The organism is Croceivirga sp. ABH4_376 (assembly GCF_056160685.1).
On the sequence record NZ_JBSWXQ010000009.1, the window covers coordinates 1 to 21,327 of the forward strand.

A 21,327-nucleotide genomic window follows, 5' to 3' on the forward strand; every position below is an offset into this window, starting at 1 on the left:
TTTGGCGTTGTAAAAAATGGACTTCCCTATGATGAGAACTTTGTGTCAATTTTAAGCTAAAAAAGCTTGTTTTTCACCTCAGTTCTTTGTTACAAACCGTTTATTCTTCGTAGTCAAGATTTTGTTCGGTTCTCAAATTACCACTTTCCTTTACAATTGAAATTGGCAAGTCATCATCATTGAACTCATACGTAAGCAAAGAGTTTGAATATCCAGTCAAATATTTATCCAAGTCGGTGTTTCTTTCGATGGAAAAAAGTCCACCATCAAAATTAAAGAGTAGTTGATTATTAATACTACCAAATTGATTTTTCCAAAAATTACTCCAAGGTCCTTTCGGATTAGGACTGTCAAGATAATTATAGGTTATAGTTTCAGTATTGTTTCCAGTGGCAGTGTTTTTTGAAGTAGGGAGGCTTTCGTCATAACTAATTTCAATTGTAGTTTGTCCATTTTCCTGTTTAAAAATAAGTCCTTCTTCATTCAATGAGTATTCAACGGAGTAAGTCGTGTTGCCATTGTCATCTGTTCTTTGGACTATAATGAAGTTTTCTTCGTATGTTATATCATCGGTAGCGCTAACAATACCTTGTAAAGTATTTTCACTCCAAATTATTTTGGTTATCCTTTCGTTTTCATATTCTATCGAGTTTTCTGATGAAATTGAACCGTCAATTCCAAAAGACGTTATCTTTTCTAAAAGTCCATTCGAATTATAGCTATAAACTGTTTTAAGAGAAAACTCATTGTTTTCATTAAAAATACTGTCCAAAATCCTTTTATTGCTTTCGAAGTAAATAGCTCTAATCCTGTCCAATTGGTTATCGAAAAAGGTAGTTTCCGTTGCTTTAAGAAGATTTGGGATTGAAGGTTCCTCTTGACCAATTTCTCCATCATCATTGTTTTCCATACTGTTTTCTTCATCTGTAGGTGATTCCGAGCTGTCCGTTGTTGAACAGGAAACACAAAAAATAGATGCCAAAAAGGCTAGAATAATAATCTTGGGCATTTTTTTGTTTTAAATGGTTTGTAACGGTAACGTATAAGAATAGTAGCGGATTTTATGCACTTACTTTTCGGTATGTTACTGTCGTTTGATTTATAAAATTCACTTTCGTTTTAATGATTAAACCGCTATTATTTTTATACAATGTTGTGGTTAGTGCTTTTTTCATTTACTTAATTTCAAAATCCGAAATGCACCTTGGATTACCAAAGCAAAAACGATTGTTCCGATAATCAAATCAGGCTTGTTTGAACTTAACCAATTGACCAAAATTCCTGCGATTATTACTCCCAAATTGATAATCACGTCATTCGAGGTGAAAATCATACTTGCCTTCATATGTGCCTCGTTTTTGCTCTTAGATTTTTGTAAGATGTAAAGGCAAATTCCGTTTGCAATAAGTGCAAAAATCGAAACGATAATCATTGTTGAAAAGTCGGGAAGTTTCTCAGCACCGAAAAATCTTCTTAATACTTCTACAAATCCAACTATCGCAAGCGTTATTTGAAAATATCCCGCAATTTTGGCAATCCGCTTTTTTCTAATCAAGGTTCCGCCAACTGCAAACAAGCTAATTCCGTAAACGAAACTGTCTGCAAGCATATCCAAGCTGTCGGCAACCAATCCCATTGATTTTGAAATCAAACCTGTTGTCATTTCAATTATGAAGAAGGCAAAATTTATGGCAAGTACAGACCAAAGTAGCTTTTTTTGGTTTGCATTTTCTTTAAATTCAGTTTGGTCGGTTTGTTCAGTCGATATTTTTTTTCCGCCTAAATTCAGTTCGATAACAGAGTTTTCGATTTGGTCGGTTTGTCCGCTGTGAAAAACAGTCAGTCTTCGGTTTGGAATATCAAAGTCCAAATTCGCAATACTCGAAATTCCGTCCAATTTCATTCTGATTAGATTTTCCTCAGAAGGACAATCCATTTTGGTAATTTCAAATATCGTTTTATTCATTCAATTTCGGTTTTTCGCATTAACCACAACAATTGGATATCCGTCATATGACGGATATTTCTTTTTTGTGAATACTAATCTAATGGATTTTTTATTGCCGTAAAAGTGTGGTTGGCTACATGCGTGTATATTTCTGTGGTTTTGGTACTTCCATGGCCTAATAAAACTTGTATTTGCCGTATATCGGTGCCAGATTCTAGCAAATGTGTGGCAAAGCTATGCCTAAGCACGTGCGGGGTAACCGTTGTGCGTATACCGGCTCTATTAGCGGCGTCTTTTACTATTTTTAATACGCTTACGGCGCTATAGGGTTCATTGTTCCTACTTTCAAACAAATAGGTGGTAGGTTGCCACTCTTTATAATATCGTCTTAAATTCTCCAGAACGTTTAAACTCAATATGGTAATTCTATCTTTTTTTCCCTTGGCTTGTTTTATATGTATTACCATACGCTTGCTGTCTATATCTTCTAGTTTTAGGCGGACTAATTCACTTCGCCTTAGCCCAGAAGAATACAACAATTGCACTATACATTGGTGTTTTAGGTTATTGGTATGGTTAATAATACGTAACACCTCTCCTTTAGAGATAACTTTGGGTAATTGGCTTTCTTTTCTAGGCCGTTCCAGTTCATAAAATCGGTTAGGCATACCCAAAACACCTTCGTAATAAAACTTAATGGCATTTATGGCCTGGTTTACGTAAGAGTTAGAACAGTTTCGGTTAATTAAACTTCTTAAGTATTCTCGTATGTCGCTCTCGTTCAGGGTTTCCAGTTCTTTTTCCGGATATCGATTTATAAACTGTTCAAAAAACTGCACATACACTTTCACCGTGTTTTTAGCGTAACGTTTTAGCTCTAAGCGTTGTAAATAAGGCTCTGGACACCGCCGGTATCCAGGCGGTAACTGGCGCGTTCTAAACCAGTTGGCATCTACCTCTTGGTTATGCGTGTTTATAGGCCTGTTGGTTAAAAATTTATTGTAATTAATCCATGCCACCCCTTTAAAAGTGCGATATATTCGGTTTAGATTGGTTTTGCTATTGGGCACATAGGCCATACGGTATTTGGTGCTCCACTTGCATTGTGGTAAATCTTTTAATAGGTCCTGTATTAGTTTATCGGGGCTAAATTGAATACCAATCATGCGTTTGTTGGCAATCATCAAATGATGTAAAGTGATGGATTTAGAAGTAATCATTTTACAATCCTAGCTTAAAAAAGAATTATAAGTGGTATTTTAAACGTATAATATTCAGATAATTTTGATGGAAACAAGGTGTTGCCCGGTTTGTGGCGAACTAATTAAAGGACGTATAGATAAAAAGTACTGTAGTGCCAAATGTAAATCTAGCAGCCAATACGAAAAAAGACAAACAGAAGAAGTCTATTTTTTTAAGGTGGATAAACAGTTAAAGGTTAACCGAAAAATTCTAAAACGTTACAATAGGTCTGGTTATACCACAATTAGGCAAACCGAATTAAAAAAGGAAGGGTTTAACCCAAGATACCACACCCATTATTGGAAAAATAGTAAGGGCGAAATTTACTTTTTTGTGTATGAGTATGGTTTTTTGGCAAAGACCATAAACGGTGTACAAAAGTTTGTATTAATAACTTGGCAACCGTTTATGGACAAAACCTAATAGCTAAAATTAACACCCGCTACCTTTAAATTTTTTATTCTTGGGCAAGCGTGTTTTATACAAATGGTAAATATGTATAATACAGAAGATAATACCAGAAATTACCAAGGGGCCAGAGGCCAAAAACACACCATACACTACGTAAAACGCACTAGATACTAAGTGCCATACTCTAAAATGCGCCATTTCCTTTTTGGTAGCGGCAAAAAAACCAGCTACAATGGCAATATAACCAATGGTTTCTACTATAACTGTCATTGCTCTAATTGGGTTAATACACGTTGTTTATAATCTTGTTTTTTTAATTTTTCTTCTATGTTGCCTAATTCTGATAAAAAATGCGGACTATTAGCTAATAATTGGGTCAATACCGCTATCTGGGTTTGCCACAGCTGTTCTAATTGCGGTAGTTGATTTATGGCCTTTGGGGTTAAGAGTAAAAGTTGCTTACGGCCATCTGTTTGGTCTGGTCTGGTTTTTACAAATCCTCTTTTTTTCATTTTTTTAATAATTTTTACCACAGCCGGATGCGAAAAATGTATTTGGTCCGCAATTTCCATTAAGGTCATTTGTTGGTTCTTTTGCAATAACCGTATAATCAAGTTCCAGTTGGGCTCAATGGCAATATCCAACTCATCATATAAATCGCGAGTGCTGTATAATAGCTCATCACTTAATCGCTTTAACCTACTAGTAATTCCTTCAATATCCAATGTCAATAAAAAATCATCCATACTATAATGTGTAACTGGTTACGCAAATATATGCTTTATAAGTAACTGGTTACATAAATTGAATAAAAATTTTGTAATACTGATTAATTTTTTGACTAAGGGGTATTTGTTTTGGTAGAGTGGGTTAGTAGTTTATTTAAATCTCTTAATTCTTTATCAGTAAGATGTCGCCATTTACCAACTGGTACATCTAAATGAATATTCATAATACGGTAACGTTTAAGACGGGTTACCTTATTGCCCAAATATTCGCACATACGGCGTATTTGTCGGTTTAGGCCTTGGGTAAGTATAATTTTAAATTGATGGGTATCTACCTGTTCTACGTGGCATTTATTGGTTACGGTATCTAAAATAGGTACACCATTGCCCATACGCTGTATAAATTTTGTGGTAATAGGTTCTTTTACGGTTACCAAATACTCTTTCTCGTGGTTGTTACGGGCTCTTAAAATCTTATTTACAATATCACCGTCATTGGTTAACAATATTAGGCCCTGGCTATCCTTGTCTAGTCTACCAATAGGGAAAATGCGTTCTGGGTAGTTAATAAAATCTACTATATTGTTTTTTTCTCTTTTTGTATCCGTTGTGCAAACAATACCCCTAGGCTTGTTCAAAAGCAAATACACCGGTTTGGGCTTGTTGTTTTTAGCAGAAATTAGTTTGCCATCTAACCTAATCTCATCGGTTGGTGAAACTTTGCTGCCCATCTGGGCCAATACTCCGTTAATGGTTACCCGGTTTTGGGCAACTAGTTTGTCTGCTTCTCTTCTAGAGCAATAACCAATTTCACTAAAATACTTGTTTATGCGTACCAATTGGGTTTTTTTAATAAGGCAAAAATAAGGATACTACCGGTTTTAAACCGTTTTGTTCCTTAAGATTAAAGTGATTTATCATAGTCAGGTTAGCACCACTGTACAAAACATCCATATTTCTGCACAAACTGTCCATAAGCTAGCTAAAACCTTCCAGTATTTTAGCAGGTAAGCCTTTAATCGTAGTATTTCATATAGCTTAGATGCTTTTAACGACTGAATAAATAAAAACGGATTGAGAATAATTAAACAATGGGCAGCCTCCCTTTTAGTAGCCGTAACGCTAGGGTCTTGTAGCAACCAAAAAGTAGAAAATACGTCTAAGGTCAAATCTAAACCTAACCCGGTAGATTTGGTTTACAATCAATTGGATACTGAAAATTCCAGATGGTTCTTCTTTAGTAGCGCTTGTAGGCCATTTGGTATGGTAAACCTAAACCCAGATACAGAGGTAGACGGGGCTTGGGGTAGTGGCTACCGGTACAAGACAGATACCATACGTGGTTTTAGTCATATTCATGCATGGCAAATGGCTGGTTTAACAGTTATGCCTATTTCAAAAGAAAAAGAAGCAAAGTTTAATTATAACAATTACCATTCTAGTTTTAGTCACGACAAAGAAGTTATAGCACCCGGTTACCATAAGGTGGTGTTGGATAGGTATAATAGTACGGTAGAATTAACCAGTAGCAAACGGGTAGGCTTTCATAAATACCAATTTGATAACACCAAAGAAAACCAATTGGTCCTAGATTTAGAAGGCATGTTAGGGCCATGTGAAATAGCTAATGGAAAGGTTGTTCAAGAAAGTGAAACTAGTTTTTCCGGTTCTTTTATAATGCAACCCACTATTAGAAGGCCAAAACCGTTTACGGCCTATTTTAAAATTGAAATGGATACGCCGGTTACCCATTTTGCAAAAGATGATTTATCTAACAATTATGTGCTAACCCTATCCAATACTACAAAACCGGTTTTAATGAAGGTTGCACTTTCTTATACCTCAGTAGAAAATGCATCTAATAATTTAAAACAGGAGTTAGACCATTGGAATTTTGACCAAGTTGTTGCGGATTCTAAGGAAGAATGGAACCAAATGTTGTCTCGTATTCAAGTTACCGGCAATACCCAACAGGCACAGCGTAGATTCTATACAGATTTGTGGCACGCCTTACAGGGAAGACGTATTATTTCTGATGCCAATGGAGCCTATCCTGATAATACCGGTAGCAACTTTAGAATTGGCCAGTTACCTCTAGATGATACAGGTAAACCCTTGTTTAACCATTACAATTCTGATTCCTTCTGGGGTGCGCAATGGACATTAAATACGCTTTGGGGTTTAGTTTATCCTGAGGTTATGAACGAATTTTCACAATCTTTAATGCAGTATTATAAAGATGGCGGTTTAGTGCCAAGGGGTCCGTCTGGTGGTAATTATACTTATGTGATGACAGGTGCATCCTCAACACCATTTTTAGTAAGTGCCATCCAAAAAGGTATTGTAAAAGATAGTTTGGAGTTTATTTACGAGGCCTTAAAGAAAAACCATACCCAAACAGGATTAATGGCCAAGGCAGGTTATGAACACCAAACCCATCTTGGTGGTGGTTTTCAGCATTATTTAACCAAAGGTTACACGCCGTTCCCGCTACCTAAAGAAGAGCTTGGTCATGGTATTCATTTAGATGGTACCGGGCAAACCTTAGAGTACAGCTACCAAGATTGGACCTTGGCACAGTTGGCGAAAAAACTAGGTAAAGAGGAAGATGCTGCATTGTTTCAAAACCGCGCCAATAACTATAAGAATGTATTTCACAAAGGCTTTGGTTGGATGGTGCCCAAAACGGCCTCTGGCGACTGGAAGTTAGATTTTGATCCTTATCAGTATGAAAATGGTTTTGTAGAATCTAATAGCGCACAAGCAACTTGGTTTGTTCCGCACGATTTGGAAGGATTAGCTAGCTTAATGGGCGGTAAGGAAGCTGCTGTTGCCAAGTTAGAAAACCAGTTTAAAGACGCAGAAAAATTAAAGTTTACCTCTGGAAATTCACATGATAAGGAGCTGCATCCGGAATTTAGCAGAATACCAGTTAATTTTGGTAACCAACCCTCTATACAAACCGCTTTTGTTTTTCACCAATTGGGAAGACCAGATTTAACCCAATTTTGGTCTAGAAAGGTTGTAGAACAGGCATTTAGCGGACTTTCACCTGCAACGGGTTATTGCGGGGACGAAGACCAAGGTCTAATGGGCAGTTTAAATGTATTATTAAAAATAGGGCTTTTTCAAATGAACGGCGGTACAGAGTCTAATCCTGTTTATCAAATTGGTAGTCCAATTTTTGACGAGGTAAAAATCAGTTTAAATCCAGATTATTATCCTGGATCGGCCATTATCATAAAAGCAAACGGTGCTGCAGCCGGTAATTACTTTGTAAACTCGGCAACTTTTAATGGAACCAACCTTGCTAATTTTACTATAGACCATAACCGTTTGGTTACTGGTGGAGTGCTGGAGTTACAGATGACAAAAACATATAACCCATTGCCTTAACGTAAAGGCGGTATAACTAAAAACAAACGCAAATGTATTCAAATCTAAAAGCGATTGCCTTTTTAGGGGTTTTGCTTATTACTACCCTGGTTACGGCCCAAAAAAAACGTAAAACCTATGATGTTCTAGATTTTGGGGCAGATAGTAGTGGTGTGGCTTTAAGTACGGCGGCCATACAAAGTGCCATAGACAAAGCCACTAAAAGAAAAGAAGGTGCTAGGGTACTATTGCCTAAAGGAACCTATTTGTCTGGTAGTTTAGAACTAAAAAATAATGTGGAATTATACCTTGCAGACGGTACTACCTTGCTGGGCAGTACGGATATTTACCAATACAGAAAAATAGACAAAGGTAATTTAGCTTTGTTATTAGCCAAGAGAGCTGCCAATTTTGCTATTAGTGGTAATGGAACAATAGACGGACAAGGTAGGCAATTGGCCTTGGCGGTAGATAGCTTGCATCATATTGGGGAACGTATAGATCCTAAGTATAATACCCGTAGAATGCGACCAAATGAACTGGCGCGTCCGGAACTAATAAACTTCTACCAATGTAAAGGCTATACCGTTTCTGGTATTACCTTAAAAAATTCCGCAAGTTGGTTACAGACCATTGATCAATGTGAAGATGTCTTGTATGACGGGGTAACTATTTTTAATAGGGCCTATTGGAATAACGATGGGTTTGATATAGTAGATTCTAAAAACGTTACGGTCCAAAACTGTAATTTAAATACAGCAGATGATGGTATTTGTTTAAAATCGCATTCTGCCACTCATCATAATGATAATATCACCATTAAAAACTGCACCATTAGATCAAGTGCAAGTGCTATTAAATTTGGTACCGCTTCTTTAGGTGGTTTTAAAAATGTAACCATAGATAGTATTCAGGTTTATGATACTTTTCGTTCTGCCATTGCTATAGAATCCGTAGATGGTGGTATTATAGAAAATATTAATGTCTCTAATATTGTTGCTAAAAATACCGGTAATGCAATTTTTATTCGGTTAGGTCATAGGTCTGGAGAAAAACCAGGAGTGGTCCGTAACGTAAGTATTAGCAATATTGATGTGGAAATACCCTTTGGAAGACCAGATTTAGCTTATGACGTTCGTGGCCCTGAGGTTAATTTTTTCCATAACCCGTTTCCTTCTTCTATAACTGGTATTCCTGGTGCGCAGGTAGAAGACGTGCGTTTAAAAAATATTACAATTACCTATCCTGGTAGGTCTTCTAAAGCTATGGGTTATGTACCATTAAGTAGGTTATCTCAAGTACCGGAAGAGGTTAAGGGTTACCCTGAGTTTTCTATGTTTGGCGAGCTACCGGCCTACGGTTTGTATGTTAGACACGTAACGGGTCTTCAAATGAAGAATATTACTTTTAAATTAAAGGATAAAGAATACCGCCCTGCTATGGTTTTTGACCAAGTAAGCAATCTACAAATAAAAAAGGTGAACTTACAAAATCCTAAATCCGAAGAATTTATCTTAAAGGAAGTAAAAGACGTACAAATTGAAGACGAATTAAAAAAACGGGTTAAAACCTATTAAGTTATGAGATATTTAAGCCTAGTTTTCTTTAATTTTTTGGTATGCAGTTTTTATGCACAATCCAGTGCTCCCATAAGTTTTGATTTGGTAACCGATGTGGCGCCTACTATAATTACGGATGCCAAAGATGCAGAAGTGGTACATATTGCAGCGCAATTATTGGCAAAAGATGTGTTTTCTGTTACCGGTAAGAAGGCTGAAATTTCGCATTCGCCTAAAAACACTCAATCTAAGGTTATACTTGCGGGCACCCTAGGTAGCAGTAAATTTATAGACCAGTTGGTTAAAGCAAATAAAATTAATGTTGAAGCATTTGTAGGCAGTTGGGAAAGATACGGTTATTTTCTAGTGGACAATCCACATAAAAATATAAACCAAGCTTTAGTGGTAGTGGGTAGCGACCGCAGGGGCACCGCTTATGGGCTTTTGCAGCTTTCTAAAGAAATAGGTGTTTCTGCGTGGGAATGGTGGGCAGATGCCGTGCCAGCCAAACAAGAACACATCTCCTTACAAATTACACTGCCTATTTCTGAGTCGCCCTCTGTAAAATACCGTGGTATTTTTTTAAACGACGAAGATTGGGGCTTACAACCTTGGGCAGCTAAAACATTTGAACCGGAAACCGGGGATATAGGTCCTAAAACGTATGCCAAAATATTTGAATTAATGTTGCGGCTAAAAGCCAATACCGTGTGGCCAGCCATGCATAGCAGTACACAGCCTTTTTATTCCTATCCAGAAAACAAAGTGGTAGCAGACCAATATGCTATTGTTGTAGGTAGTTCGCATGCAGAACCTATGTTGAGTAATATTAATATGGAATGGAATAAAAAAACCATGGGTGAATATAGGTATGATACCAACGCGGAACCTATTAAAGAACTATTTACCAAAAGAGCCAAAGAAACCGCAAATTATGAGGGTATATATACCACCGGAATGCGTGGAGAGCATGATTCGCCTATGATTTTAGGCGATTATGATGTTGAAGGACAGGTAAAATTGCTAGAAAATATTATTAGAGATCAACGAAATATTTTAGAAAAGGCGCAAAAAAAGGCGGCCCATAAAATTCCTCAAGCTTTTATTCCGTACAAAGAAGTACTAACCAGCTATCAAAATGGTTTGGAAGTACCAGAGGACATTACCCTTATTTGGACAGATGATAATTATGGATACATAAGGCAATTAAGCACTCCAGAAGAACAACAACGTATAGGTGGGGCTGGAGTATATTACCATACTTCTTATTGGGGTAGACCGCACGATTATCTTTGGTTAAATTCAACACATCCGTTACATATGTGGTCCGAATTGAAAAAAGCCTACTTCTTTAATGCCAAAGATATATGGATACTGAACGTGGGGGATATTAAGCCACATGAATACAATTTAGAATTGTTTATGGACATGGCTTGGAACATAGAAAACTTTAAGAATGCTACAGACGTTAAGAATTATAATATTAAATGGTTACAAGCTTTGTATGGCGATAAAGTTGGGTTAGAGGCGTATACGGTTCTAGAGGAAGAAAGGCATTTGTCTTTTAAAAGAAGACCTGAATTTATGGCTTGGAGTCAAACAGAGCCTACCACAAAACCAAAAACGAACCAATTTAGCCAATACCAATACGGCGATGAGGTAGGTAAACGCCTAGACGCATTTAAAAGTATAGAGGAGAAAGTAGAAAGTCTATACAAAGCCATTGAAAAAGAAAACAAAAACTCATTTTATCAATTGGTTTATTATCCGGTTATGGCTTCTGTAAAGATGAACCAGAAATGGTTGTATACGTATAAAAATGAGTTTTATGCTAAGCAAAATAGGCAAAGCGCCAACGATTATGCGGTAATGGCCCATAAGGCCTATGAACGCATTGTGGCAGAAACAAATTTTTTCAATAATGAATTGTTACAAGGTAAGTGGAAGTATATAATGAGCATGTCTCCCAGGTATTTACCGGTTTACGACAAACCTAGTCAATACGCCATTCCAGCAGAAAACACATCTGGTGTTGGTATAATCCTAGAGGGGTATGATATGCCTGTAAACAACAAAACGGTTAACAGCTTTGCAGATGTGCTACCTGTTTTTAATCGGTATACCAATAATAGTTATTTTATCGATTTATTTTTAAAAGGAGACCAGCCGCAAAGTTGGAGTATAAATCCCTTGGCAGAATGGATTAAAGTGAGTACTACGGAAGGAACACTTAAAAATGAGTTTGGTAAAAAGCAAGAACGATTATGGGTAACCATAGATTGGGCAAATGTACCAAGGGGGAAAGATGCAAAAGAGGCACCTCTAGGGCACGATTATCAATTAATACCACCGAGCTATAAGACCAATAGTGCTTTGGAAATTAAGACAAAAGACACCACTTACACTATTGGAGTTTCTGCTTTTAACCCAAAATTTAAGGCCTTAAAGGATTTTCAAGGTTTTGTAGAAGATAAAGGGTATGTTTCCATGAAAGCAGCTAATTTTTCTTCCAAAACAGATACGGATAACGGTTCTTGGGTTACTATTCCTGGTTTAGGCTACAGTAAAGAACTTATAGGAGTTGGTTTATCTACCAACGGAATAGACAACGTAAATACTAAAGATTTAGCGGGTTTACCCCTGTTAACTTATGATTTTTATAGCTTTAATCTAGGTGAGGCTACGGTATCCGTTTCTGCCTTACCCACGCACCCAATACATGAAGGTAGAGGTGTAAAATGTGCTATTGTAATTGATGATGCCGCACCGGTAATTTTAGATTTTGAAACTATTGGCAGAAGTGATACTTGGAAGCAGAACGTGCTAAAAAATAAAGCCATTGCCTACCAAAAACAATTAGTTAAACAGGCAGGAAAACATACCTTGAAAATTTGGATGTTGGATGAAGGCTTGTATCTAGACCAAATTTTAATAGACTTAGGAGGCAAAAAGGAGAGTTATGATTTTCCGCCCGAAACAAAAATTAATAACTAAAAGAGTATATTTCCATTCGTATTAAAAGAATAAACCTATTTGGAATAATGCAGTTTTCAAACTATAAGTTAACATGGAGCGGTCTATTGCTTATTACCTGCTTTTTCTTGATGCAGCATCTTTTTGCACAAGAAATAAAGTTAGAACATTATAATGAAAACAACGGATTATCACATAATTCCATAAGGCATATTGTTCAGGATAATAATGGTTTTTTATGGTTTGGAACTTTTGCAGGTTTAAACCGTTTTGATGGTTATGAGTTTAAGTCTTTTACAAGTACATCTGAGCAAGGCAATTATATAAATAATGATGATATTACGGCTTTAGAATTAGATAAAACCAATAATATCTTATGGATAGGTACCCGTAAGGGCTTAACCCGTTTTGAGATGGATACCTATACCTTCACCACTTTTTTAACCCAAGAAGATAATCCGGAGAGTTTACCAGACGAAGAAGTACGTTCGGTTTTAGTAGACCGTAAAGGTACTGTTTGGGTGGGCACTAAAAACAAAGGTTTGTACTGGTTTTTGCCAGACACCAATAGTTTTAAAAAAATAGAATTACCAGGTTTTAATTATGTAAAGGAAATATTTGAGGATAAAGCGGGTAATATTTGGGTGGGCAGCTATGATAATGTAGGCATAGCCAAATTACGTATAGATGCCAATGGAAGGGTAATGCAGAAACAAACTTTTGAATTGGCAATACCCCAGACCAATCAGAAAAACCCTTATATAAACTTTATTTATGAAGATTTAAAGCAAAACATTTTTGTAGGTACCAGGGCTGGACTTTATAAATTGGATACAGAAACGGACCAGTTTGTAAATCTTTTTATAGCAGACGAAACCAGAAGAAGAAGTCTTGGTCCTTATTTTTTATCGGTAGCCCAAACCCAAGATGGTTCGTATTGGGTGGGTACCCTTGGTGGTTTGTTAGAATGTGAAAATTTAGAAGATATCCCTAATGGAGATTATACTTGGTATTACTCTGTGTTGTCTGATGATACTAGTTTAATAGACAATTTGGTTTCCTCGCTCTATTTAGACGATTCTGGCGTATTGTGGATTGGTACGGAAGATGGATTGGATAAATATGATCCTTTTCAAAATCAGTTTAAAATTAACAAGGATATTTCAAAATACATTGGCAATAAAGCACCTAGAATTAGAGGCTTTGCTAAGACTACCAACAATCAAGTAGTAGTGGCCACGCGCCATAACGGTTTGTTTATAAGTGATAAAGATAGATTTGTACCCCTATACGATCAAAACGAGGACATTGCAAGTATTTATTCTGTAGATGGTAATTCTATTTATTGCGGTTTATGGAACGGAAAAATACTGCACTATAATTTGGCAACTAAAAAGCATAAGGAACTCGATTTAGGTTTTGGTAATTTTCCCATTTTCGCTTTTCAAGAAATTAACGGCGAGCAGTTGCTAATTGGCTCTTTTGGGGACGGAGCAAAAGTGCTTGACCTTAAAACCAACACAGTTGTAAAGGGCAATAAACATTTAGTGCCAGGGTTTAAGATAAACGCACTGGATAAAGATAAAAAGGGTGTGGTTTGGATGGCTACGGAAACGGGTATTGTAAGCTATGCAGTAGCCACAGGTGCTATTAAGACCTATAAAACCAAGCCCCAAGATGGCGATAAGTTGGTTTTTGAAGACAATGTAGGCGATGTATTGGTAGATAATCAAAACAAAGTTTGGATAGCAACACGTGTAGGTTTAAGCTATTTTGATGTACAAACGGAACAATTTGTAAACGTAAAAGAACCAAAAGAACTAGTTGGTAAGTGGATTACAGATTTAGAGACCGATCGCATGGGCAACCTTTGGTTAAACATTAATAATAATAATATTGCTAGATTAAATCCGCAAAATAACGACCTAAAAACCTTTCAAGTAAACTCCGGTAACCGGTTAGATGTTTTCAGTTCTAGTGGTTTTTTAAATGTTGATGGTAGAACTATTTATTTAGCGGGTAAGAACGGGATAGTTCATTTTGATACCCATCATATAAAAGAAAACCAATGGAGTCCTAGACCGTTTATAACGGATTTACGTGTAAAGAATAAGGAGGTATTTCCCCAACAAGAAATTAACGATCAAATACCGTTAAAAGAAGATATAAACCTTGGAGAAACCGTTCATCTTACGTATGACAATAGAGACTTTTCCGTTCAGTTTTCTACCCCTTCTTACACAAACCCTAAGTTAAACCGTTATCAATATAAATTAGAAGGGTTTAATGAAGAGTGGATAACGGTAAATAGCAATTCACGTACGGTACAATACACTAATTTATTTCCAAATACATATACCTTCAAAGTTAGGGCAACAAACAATTTTGGGGTTTGGAGTACGCCTCGCGATTATACTATAAAAATTTCACCTCCTTTCTGGTTAACACCTCAGGCTTTAGCCTTGTTACTTGCATTTTTGGCAATTGCTACTTTTTTAATTAGAAGGGAGTTAAAGCATAGAAGTAAACTTAAAGCAGATTTGTTAACCGAAAAGGTGAACCGTGAGCACGATGTTAAACTGAATAATGAAAAACTACGGTTTTTCACCAACATTTCGCACGAATTGCGTACGCCTTTAACCTTAATATTAGGACCATCCAAACAATTGTTGGAACACAATGAAGGGGCAACGGATTACCAAAAAAGTAGATACAATTTAATCTATCAAAATGCCAGTAGGCTCCTAAACCTAGTAAATCAAGTTCTGGATTTTAGAAAAGCCCAAACAGGAGAACTAAAACTTAAAGTATCCCAAACCGATGTGGTGCTGTATACCAAACATATATTCGAATCTTTTAAAGAACTCGCTTTTAAAAAGAACGTTACCTACAATTTTATAGTAGAGGAAGAAGAAATTACGGGCTGGATAGATTCCGATAAGTATGATAAAATTGTTTATAACTTATTATCTAATGCACTAAAATTTACCGAAGCATATGGCACGGTAGATTTGTTCTTGCGAACCAAAGAAAACGATGAAAACACCCTTGTGGTAGAAATTTCTGATGATGGTATAGGTATACCCGCCAAAAGTTTGGATAAGATATTTGGTCGTTTTTACCAAGCTACCAACAATAAAGATTACAATACCGGTTCTGGAATTGGCTTGTCCCTGGTAAAGTCTTTAATTGGTTTACACAAGGGAACCATAAATGTAAATAGTGAGTTGGGCAAAGGAAGTTCTTTTACGGTAGAATTACCCATAAGTAGGGATAATTATTCCGAAGATGAAGTGTTTGAATATGTAGTTGCCACTAAACAGGAAAGACCGGTCGTTATCCCAGAAGTAAATGCTAAAAAAGCCCAAAACAATACGCAAGTAAAACAAAAAATACTTGTTGTAGAAGATAATGTAGAGTTACGCAAGTACCTTGTAGATTACCTATCTGATTTTTATAAGGTGTACATGGCAGAAAACGGGGAAGAAGGCTTAAATCTATGTAGAAAAATAAAGCCCATTCTTTGTATTGCGGATGTAATGATGCCCATATTAACCGGGATTGAGTTTTGTAAGGCGCTAAAGCAAGATGAAGAAATAAGCCATATACCGGTAATTCTGTTAACGGCATTATCTGAAAATGAAGACAAGGTAAAGGGGTATGGTGCAGGTGCGGATGGGTATATTGTAAAACCTTTTGATCCTGCTTTATTGCGCACGGTTGTAGACAACATGATAAAGAATCGTTTAGAGCTAAAAGCTAAATTTTCTGATGAGGTAGAGAGCGAAGTAAGTTTGCTAACACATTCGCCCATTGATGAAGAGTTTATGCAAAAGGCAACCCAAATTATTACGGATCAAATGGGCAATTCTGAATTAACAACAACCTATCTGTGTAAAGAAATGGGGGTAAGTTCTTCTAAATTATACAGAAAAATTAAGGAGCTTACAGATTTATCTCCAAATGAGTTTATCCGTACGGTTAGGCTTAAAAAATCAGCACAATTACTAAAATCTAGAAAATATAACGTTTCTGAAGTTGCCTACACAACCGGCTTTAAAGACCCCTTGTATTTTAGTAGATGTTTTAAAAAGCAGTTTGGCTTTCCACCTAGTAAATTGTTAACATAAATATCAATGCGGATAGTCTAACCATAATTCATCCCATTCCTTAATGTTCTGCTCTATTCTCTCTTTGTTTAATTCACTACCTAATTCGGCATTAACCCTAAGGGAACCCAAATAAATATCCCATCTTGATTTATAGAGTATTTGGTATTGATCTTTCCAAGCTCTAGAGGCATAATTGTTTAAATTACCCACACCACCCCATTGGTTAATTAGTAAACGTGCGTTTTTTTTATAAAACGCTTTAGTTTCCGGGGTGTCCCCATAATCTGTAGCTTCTTGCACCCAATAATCCAAACGGTCTAGTTTGCTATTTTCTAATAGTTGTTCCGTGGTGTCTATTAAAGTATGGAATTGTAATTTTAAACTGTCTCCTTTTTCAAAATCGTTATTTATATAGGCGTATGTAGCCTGTTGTAGTAGGGTATCTATTTTTAGAGAAAGTTCATGCCTTTTGTGCGCTATAAAATCTTCTTGTATTAGCGGGTTGTTACCTTTATTTTTTTCAAGCAAAATATTCGCTTCTTCAAGCAATTTAAGGTTACTGGGGTGCCCTTTAAAAGCTGTTATTTCTTTAGAAGGTTGTTTAAAGAGTAGATAGGCCCCTGCTTGATTGTTCCACCAACGGGGTGTCCAATATTTAGTACTATAAACAGCACTGTCTAGCTTTATCCAGGCAGTTAGCGTTTCTTTGGTAAAATCTTGGCCATATCTAGCTTTAATGTTGGTTTTTAGCCAATCTTCAACGGGTATTTTGGTATCCCAAGGTAAATCATACAAATACTCATAAACCATAGAATTTTGATGTAAACCTTCTGGCATTACACCATAACCCAATACTTGAGTGCTTTTATCATGCGCTAGCAGATAATTAATTTCTTCTTTATAAAAATCAAAATCACCATAAATAGGATTAGATCCACCATAATTATGGACATAACCGTAAGTCCATTGTTTGCCATAGAAGGCATCTTGTTTTTCCCAAACTTTATATCTATCGTTTCCAAAATCTTGGATAATTAATTTATCGTTGGGTACTTTACTTAAAAAGGCAATTACGGCTTCTTTTTCCCAAAAGTCTGCATCGTGCCCAAATAGCCAACCTTGCATTACCCATGTAGCACCAGGAGCGGCTTCGTTCAAGGTTTCATAAATTACTTCACCGTAGGCAGCTAGTTCTTCAAGCTTGTTTTCTGTACTAACGGGCGGTGTAATCTCATTAAAACTATCAGCTAAATAGTATTCGGCCTTACCATATTCTTCGTTATAAAGCTCTATAAAACGCTTGCCAATTTCCTTAAACAATGGGTCTTTGGGGTCTAGTAGATAAGTGCTATCAAAGCCGCCTCCAGACCAACCGTTTAGTTCACTTATTTTGGCATTGGGAAACTTCTTGGCCAAGGCAGCAGGTATGTAACCACTAAAGGCAGGTACCACTGGTTTCATTCCCAAACCACGCAATTTTGCTAAAATCTTTTTCTGTAATTTGGCTTTTTTGTTGATCCATTCTTGGGGCAAAGGTCCTGCATGTCCATTAATATTGCCCATACGTTGCCAAGGTAAAAAAGCAGGTCCGGTAAAGTGTTTGTCTAGTTCGGCCTGTGTTACCCCGTATTCTTTCCATAATTTTTGCCAAATATATTCTTGCCCTTCCATAGCGGTAGGCATATTAATACCATGTAAGGCCATCCAATTAATTTCTTGGTTCCATCTTTCCCAGTCCCACCAAGGTGTGGTATACCCATAGGTAACCACATTCAAATATTTTCTAAACTTAAATGGCGTTTGTTTTTTAAGTTTTCTTTGCGGCCATTTAGTGGGTAAGTTTAAGGCCATGCCTTCCCAGCTATTAAATGCGGCCCCAATTTGTTTTAAATAATAGTAAGCTCCGTAAGTAAGGGCAATTTTAGAAGATGCTTTTACATGTACTTCATTTGGTTTGGCGTCTACTTCAAAATAATCTCCTTTTGTAGTAGAAAGGCTATCTAGGGTGAAAATAAATTCGTTACCTCTTTTACCCAATAGTTGTACTAAAACGTCTTGTTCTGAAGATACGGGTAGCTCATTTTTAGTAGTACACGCATTCAGTAATAAGGTTATGCCTATAATAGTTAAGTAGCTGTAATAAGAAGTACTGTTTTTCATAGAATAAAGAAACTACATTGCAGGGATGTATCCATGTAAATATAAATCAAGTATATAGATGATTTAAAGGATTGGGATTTTCACCAAGTAAAATATTTAATTAACTATCTGGTCTTTATGGTTTTAGGTTGATTTTTATCTATATTTAAATAAAACAAGCCCTAATTATCCATGTATTTGAAAAATACATCCATTCTGAACATGAGAGCAAGATGTATCTTGAGCATTGCAACTGATAACGACTGAATTTTAAATTGACAATTTATGAAAGACCTAAAGAACCATAAAAATTTACTGAGTATTGAGGATGATTGGGAAGATGATTTAAAAAGAAGATATCCTAATCCAGACGAACCAGTAAAGGAAAAAGAAGAATTTAGAAATTATGTGGATTCTGATAGGGTAGCTATTGTTAGGGAATTTTACAAAGAAAACCATACGTACCAAACCTATGATTTTGTTTGCGCAAAAGAAGAAGAGTTTTTAAAACTACAGAAGCGCGAAATGAGTGTTTGGGAGGCGGTAGAGTTTTTAAATACGCTGGTAGATGATAGTGATCCGGATATTGACTTAGACCAAACGCAACACTTGTTGCAAACCTCTGAGGCAATACGTGCAGACGGGCACCCAGATTGGTTTGTTCTTACCGGATTTTTACATGATTTAGGTAAAATATTATGCTTGTTTGGAGAGCCGCAATGGGCGGTAGTTGGGGATACTTATCCAGTTGGGTGTGCTTTTTCTGAAAACATAGTGTATCCAGAGTTTTTCCAGTTAAACCCAGATACCACTAACGATAAATTTAATACCAAATATGGTGTTTACGATGCCAATTGCGGCTTGGAAAAGGTAAAAATGAGCTGGGGCCATGACGAATATTTATACCATGTTATGAAAGACTACTTGCCAGAACCAGCATTGTATATAATTAGGTATCATTCTTTTTATGCCCAGCATAAGGAAAACGCATACACTCATTTAATGAACGAAAAGGATAAGGAGATGTTTGAGTGGGTAAAGAAGTTTAATCCGTATGATTTGTATACCAAAGCACCTGTTAAGCCAGATGTAGCAGCCTTAATGCCATATTACAAAGAATTGGCTGCTAAGTATTTACCTGAAAAAATCAAGTTTTAGAAAGTAATTAATCACATTTAAATCTTGTAAAACCTTTATTCCAAATCTATTAAGGATTTAGAAAGGAGGTTGCTTGTCCAATTTTAAAGATATATGTATACGTTACTTTCATTTCTTGCTTTTACCTTATTTGTTGCATTTTTTAGTTGGTTTAAACTTAGAAAGGAGTCCTTAAAGACAAAAGACGGCTATTTTTTAGGCGGTAAGAGTTTAACCGGGGTGGTCATAGCCGGCTCTATGCTTTTAACCAATATTTCTACGGAACATTTAATTGGCATGAACGGTTCTTCCTATAAAAACGGGTTCATTATCATAGCATGGGAGGTAACTTCTGCCATAGCTTTGGTAATAGCGGCCCTATATTTTATACCCAAATATTTAAGGATGGGGTTAACCACCATTCCAGAATACTTAGAAAAACGGTTCGATGGAACCACAAGAACCTTGGTAGCCTTTTTTCTAATGGTTTCTTTTGTGGTTACTATTTTACCCATTGTACTCTACACGGGGGCAATTAATCTAGAGAGTATTTTTAATGTTTCTGAGGTTTTAGATTTACCAAAACAAGAGAGTTTATGGGTAACTGTTGTGGTAATTGGTAGTTTGGGAGCGCTTTATGCAATTTTAGGTGGATTAAAAGCGGTTGCAATATCAGACACTATTAATGGTTATGGTTTGTTAATCGGTGGTGCAGCCATTCCTATTTTTGCGCTATTAGCCATTGGAGAGGGAAACCCATTAGTAGGATTACAAAAGGTGTATGAGAATAGCCCCGAAAAATTTAACGTAATAGGAACTAAAGATTCCGTTTTGCCTTTTGAAGTATTATTTACGGGCTTAATGATAAACCAATTGTATTTCTGGGGTATGAACCAAACCATAATACAGCGAGCATTAGGTGCTAAAAACTTAAAAGAAGCACAAAAAGGGCTATTGTTTACTGGGGTTCTAAAAATTATAATCCCAATAGTTATTATTTTGCCCGGTGTCATCGCTTTTTATTATCTAGGGGATAGTATGTATGCCGATCAGGATATGATTTATCCTGAATTGATAAAGCGTGTATTGCCAGTAGGTTTGGTGGGTATTTTTGCAGCTGTAGTTCTAGGGGCGGTTTTAAGTACGTTTAATAGTGTGCTTAATAGTGCCGCTACCATATTCTCCGTAGATATTTTCAAGAAGCATATAGACAAATCTAGTAGCGATGCCAAATTAGTACGTGTTGGTAAAACCACATCCATTATCTTGGCCATTTTTTCAATCTTTGTTGCACCTTTTGTGGCCAATGCACCAGATGGTTTGTATCAGTTATTACAGCAATTAAACGGTATCTTTTTTATACCTATAGCCTCCATTTTATTAGCAGGTTTTTTCTTTAAATCAGTTTCTGCCTTGGGTGCTAAAGTGGCGCTATTTGTAGGTCTTTTGTTCTACATATTAACCACTTTTGTGTTTGATACCGGTATCCATTTTGTACACTTATGGGGTATTGAGTTTCTATTGAATTTTGCAATTATGTTTAGGGTTTCTTATTTCTACCCAAGAATTAATTATAATAATGCAACGCTTGAAAATAGCCAAGAAAAGCTAGAAACATGGAAATATGCCAAGCCAATGGGTATTGTACTTTGTGCAATCACCCTGGTCATTTATATTTTTATGGGTCAACTTTAAAATCAGTA

The 21,327-nt window shown here is 36.3% G+C and carries 14 protein-coding genes; 7 read left to right on the forward strand and 7 right to left on the reverse strand.

Annotation, left to right across the window (positions count from 1 at the left end):
- Positions 1-100: 100 nt before the first annotated feature.
- The 3 genes from ACXAGS_RS14515 to xerA form a co-directional block, all read right to left on the reverse strand.
- Positions 101-1,009, reverse strand: coding sequence for a hypothetical protein (locus tag ACXAGS_RS14515; protein WP_474907763.1), 909 nt, complete (start codon positions 1,007-1,009; stop codon positions 101-103).
- Positions 1,010-1,171: 162 nt separating this feature from the next.
- Positions 1,172-1,966 carry a cation efflux transmembrane domain-containing protein gene (locus ACXAGS_RS14520; protein ID WP_474907765.1) on the reverse strand — a complete coding sequence of 265 codons (795 nt, stop codon included), beginning with the start codon at positions 1,964-1,966 and terminating at the stop codon, positions 1,172-1,174.
- Between the two features lie 74 nt (positions 1,967-2,040).
- Positions 2,041-3,168 (reverse strand): site-specific tyrosine recombinase/integron integrase, encoded by a 1,128-nt coding sequence (gene xerA / locus ACXAGS_RS14525; RefSeq protein ID WP_474907767.1) that lies wholly within the window; start codon positions 3,166-3,168, stop codon positions 2,041-2,043.
- Between the two features lie 67 nt (positions 3,169-3,235).
- Between xerA and ACXAGS_RS14530 the strand changes: the two genes are divergently transcribed.
- On the forward strand, positions 3,236-3,613 hold the full coding sequence (locus ACXAGS_RS14530) for a hypothetical protein (RefSeq protein ID WP_474907768.1): 378 nt from the start codon (positions 3,236-3,238) through the stop codon (positions 3,611-3,613).
- Positions 3,614-3,622: 9 nt separating this feature from the next.
- Here the strand turns inward: ACXAGS_RS14530 and ACXAGS_RS14535 are convergent, their stop codons facing one another.
- The 3 genes from ACXAGS_RS14535 to rluF all read right to left on the reverse strand — a co-directional run bounded on the left by ACXAGS_RS14535 (position 3,623) and on the right by rluF (position 5,168).
- Entirely contained in the window at positions 3,623-3,871 is a 249-nt protein-coding gene (locus ACXAGS_RS14535) for a YgjV family protein (protein ID WP_474907770.1), read from the reverse strand.
- A complete protein-coding gene (locus ACXAGS_RS14540; protein WP_474907771.1) occupies positions 3,868-4,347 on the reverse strand; it encodes a MarR family transcriptional regulator in 480 nt (159 codons plus the stop codon). The genes ACXAGS_RS14535 and ACXAGS_RS14540 overlap by 4 nt, the downstream gene beginning before the upstream one ends.
- A 95-nt stretch (positions 4,348-4,442) precedes the next feature.
- A complete protein-coding gene (rluF, locus tag ACXAGS_RS14545; RefSeq protein ID WP_474907773.1) occupies positions 4,443-5,168 on the reverse strand; it encodes a 23S rRNA pseudouridine(2604) synthase RluF in 726 nt (241 codons plus the stop codon).
- Positions 5,169-5,403: 235 nt separating this feature from the next.
- On the opposite strand from rluF, the gene ACXAGS_RS14550 reads away from it, so the two are divergent.
- The 4 genes from ACXAGS_RS14550 to ACXAGS_RS14565 all read left to right on the forward strand — a co-directional run bounded on the left by ACXAGS_RS14550 (position 5,404) and on the right by ACXAGS_RS14565 (position 16,366).
- Positions 5,404-7,725: a GH92 family glycosyl hydrolase gene (locus ACXAGS_RS14550; RefSeq protein ID WP_474907774.1), complete on the forward strand. Its 2,322-nt coding sequence runs from the start codon at positions 5,404-5,406 to the stop codon at positions 7,723-7,725.
- Positions 7,726-7,757: 32 nt separating this feature from the next.
- Entirely contained in the window at positions 7,758-9,281 is a 1,524-nt protein-coding gene (locus tag ACXAGS_RS14555) for a glycoside hydrolase family 28 protein (RefSeq protein ID WP_474907776.1), read from the forward strand.
- Positions 9,282-9,284: 3 nt separating this feature from the next.
- A complete protein-coding gene (locus tag ACXAGS_RS14560) occupies positions 9,285-12,257 on the forward strand; it encodes a glycosyl hydrolase 115 family protein (protein WP_474907778.1) in 2,973 nt (990 codons plus the stop codon).
- A 110-nt stretch (positions 12,258-12,367) separates the two neighbouring features.
- Positions 12,368-16,366 carry a hybrid sensor histidine kinase/response regulator transcription factor gene (locus ACXAGS_RS14565; protein WP_474907779.1) on the forward strand — a complete coding sequence of 1,333 codons (3,999 nt, stop codon included), beginning with the start codon at positions 12,368-12,370 and terminating at the stop codon, positions 16,364-16,366.
- Between the two features lie 3 nt (positions 16,367-16,369).
- Here ACXAGS_RS14565 and ACXAGS_RS14570 read toward each other — a convergent pair whose 3' ends face one another.
- Positions 16,370-18,508 carry an alpha-N-acetylglucosaminidase gene (locus tag ACXAGS_RS14570; protein WP_474907781.1) on the reverse strand — a complete coding sequence of 713 codons (2,139 nt, stop codon included), beginning with the start codon at positions 18,506-18,508 and terminating at the stop codon, positions 16,370-16,372.
- A 264-nt stretch (positions 18,509-18,772) separates the two neighbouring features.
- Between ACXAGS_RS14570 and ACXAGS_RS14575 the strand changes: the two genes are divergently transcribed.
- Together ACXAGS_RS14575 and ACXAGS_RS14580 are read left to right on the forward strand one after the other, a co-directional pair.
- The gene (locus ACXAGS_RS14575; protein ID WP_474907783.1) at positions 18,773-19,645 is read left to right on the forward strand and encodes an inositol oxygenase family protein; all 873 of its coding nucleotides are present in this window, start codon (positions 18,773-18,775) and stop codon (positions 19,643-19,645) included.
- A 93-nt stretch (positions 19,646-19,738) separates the two neighbouring features.
- Positions 19,739-21,319 (forward strand): solute:sodium symporter family transporter, encoded by a 1,581-nt coding sequence (locus ACXAGS_RS14580; RefSeq protein ID WP_474907785.1) that lies wholly within the window; start codon positions 19,739-19,741, stop codon positions 21,317-21,319.
- Positions 21,320-21,327: the final 8 nt, after the last annotated feature.

Coding starts and splice junctions, on each gene's coding strand:
- ACXAGS_RS14515 (WP_474907763.1), bottom strand. CDS start 1,009: ATGCCCAAGATTATTATTCTAGCCTTTTTGGCATCTATTTTTTGTGTT.
- ACXAGS_RS14520 (WP_474907765.1), bottom strand. CDS start 1,966: ATGAATAAAACGATATTTGAAATTACCAAAATGGATTGTCCTTCTGAG.
- xerA (WP_474907767.1), bottom strand. CDS start 3,168: ATGATTACTTCTAAATCCATCACTTTACATCATTTGATGATTGCCAAC.
- ACXAGS_RS14530 (WP_474907768.1), top strand. CDS start 3,236: ATGGAAACAAGGTGTTGCCCGGTTTGTGGCGAACTAATTAAAGGACGT.
- ACXAGS_RS14535 (WP_474907770.1), bottom strand. CDS start 3,871: ATGACAGTTATAGTAGAAACCATTGGTTATATTGCCATTGTAGCTGGT.
- ACXAGS_RS14540 (WP_474907771.1), bottom strand. CDS start 4,347: ATGGATGATTTTTTATTGACATTGGATATTGAAGGAATTACTAGTAGG.
- ACXAGS_RS14555 (WP_474907776.1), top strand. CDS start 7,758: ATGTATTCAAATCTAAAAGCGATTGCCTTTTTAGGGGTTTTGCTTATT.
- ACXAGS_RS14560 (WP_474907778.1), top strand. CDS start 9,285: ATGAGATATTTAAGCCTAGTTTTCTTTAATTTTTTGGTATGCAGTTTT.
- ACXAGS_RS14565 (WP_474907779.1), top strand. CDS start 12,368: ATGCAGCATCTTTTTGCACAAGAAATAAAGTTAGAACATTATAATGAA.
- ACXAGS_RS14570 (WP_474907781.1), bottom strand. CDS start 18,508: ATGAAAAACAGTACTTCTTATTACAGCTACTTAACTATTATAGGCATA.
- ACXAGS_RS14575 (WP_474907783.1), top strand. CDS start 18,773: ATGAAAGACCTAAAGAACCATAAAAATTTACTGAGTATTGAGGATGAT.
- ACXAGS_RS14580 (WP_474907785.1), top strand. CDS start 19,739: ATGTATACGTTACTTTCATTTCTTGCTTTTACCTTATTTGTTGCATTT.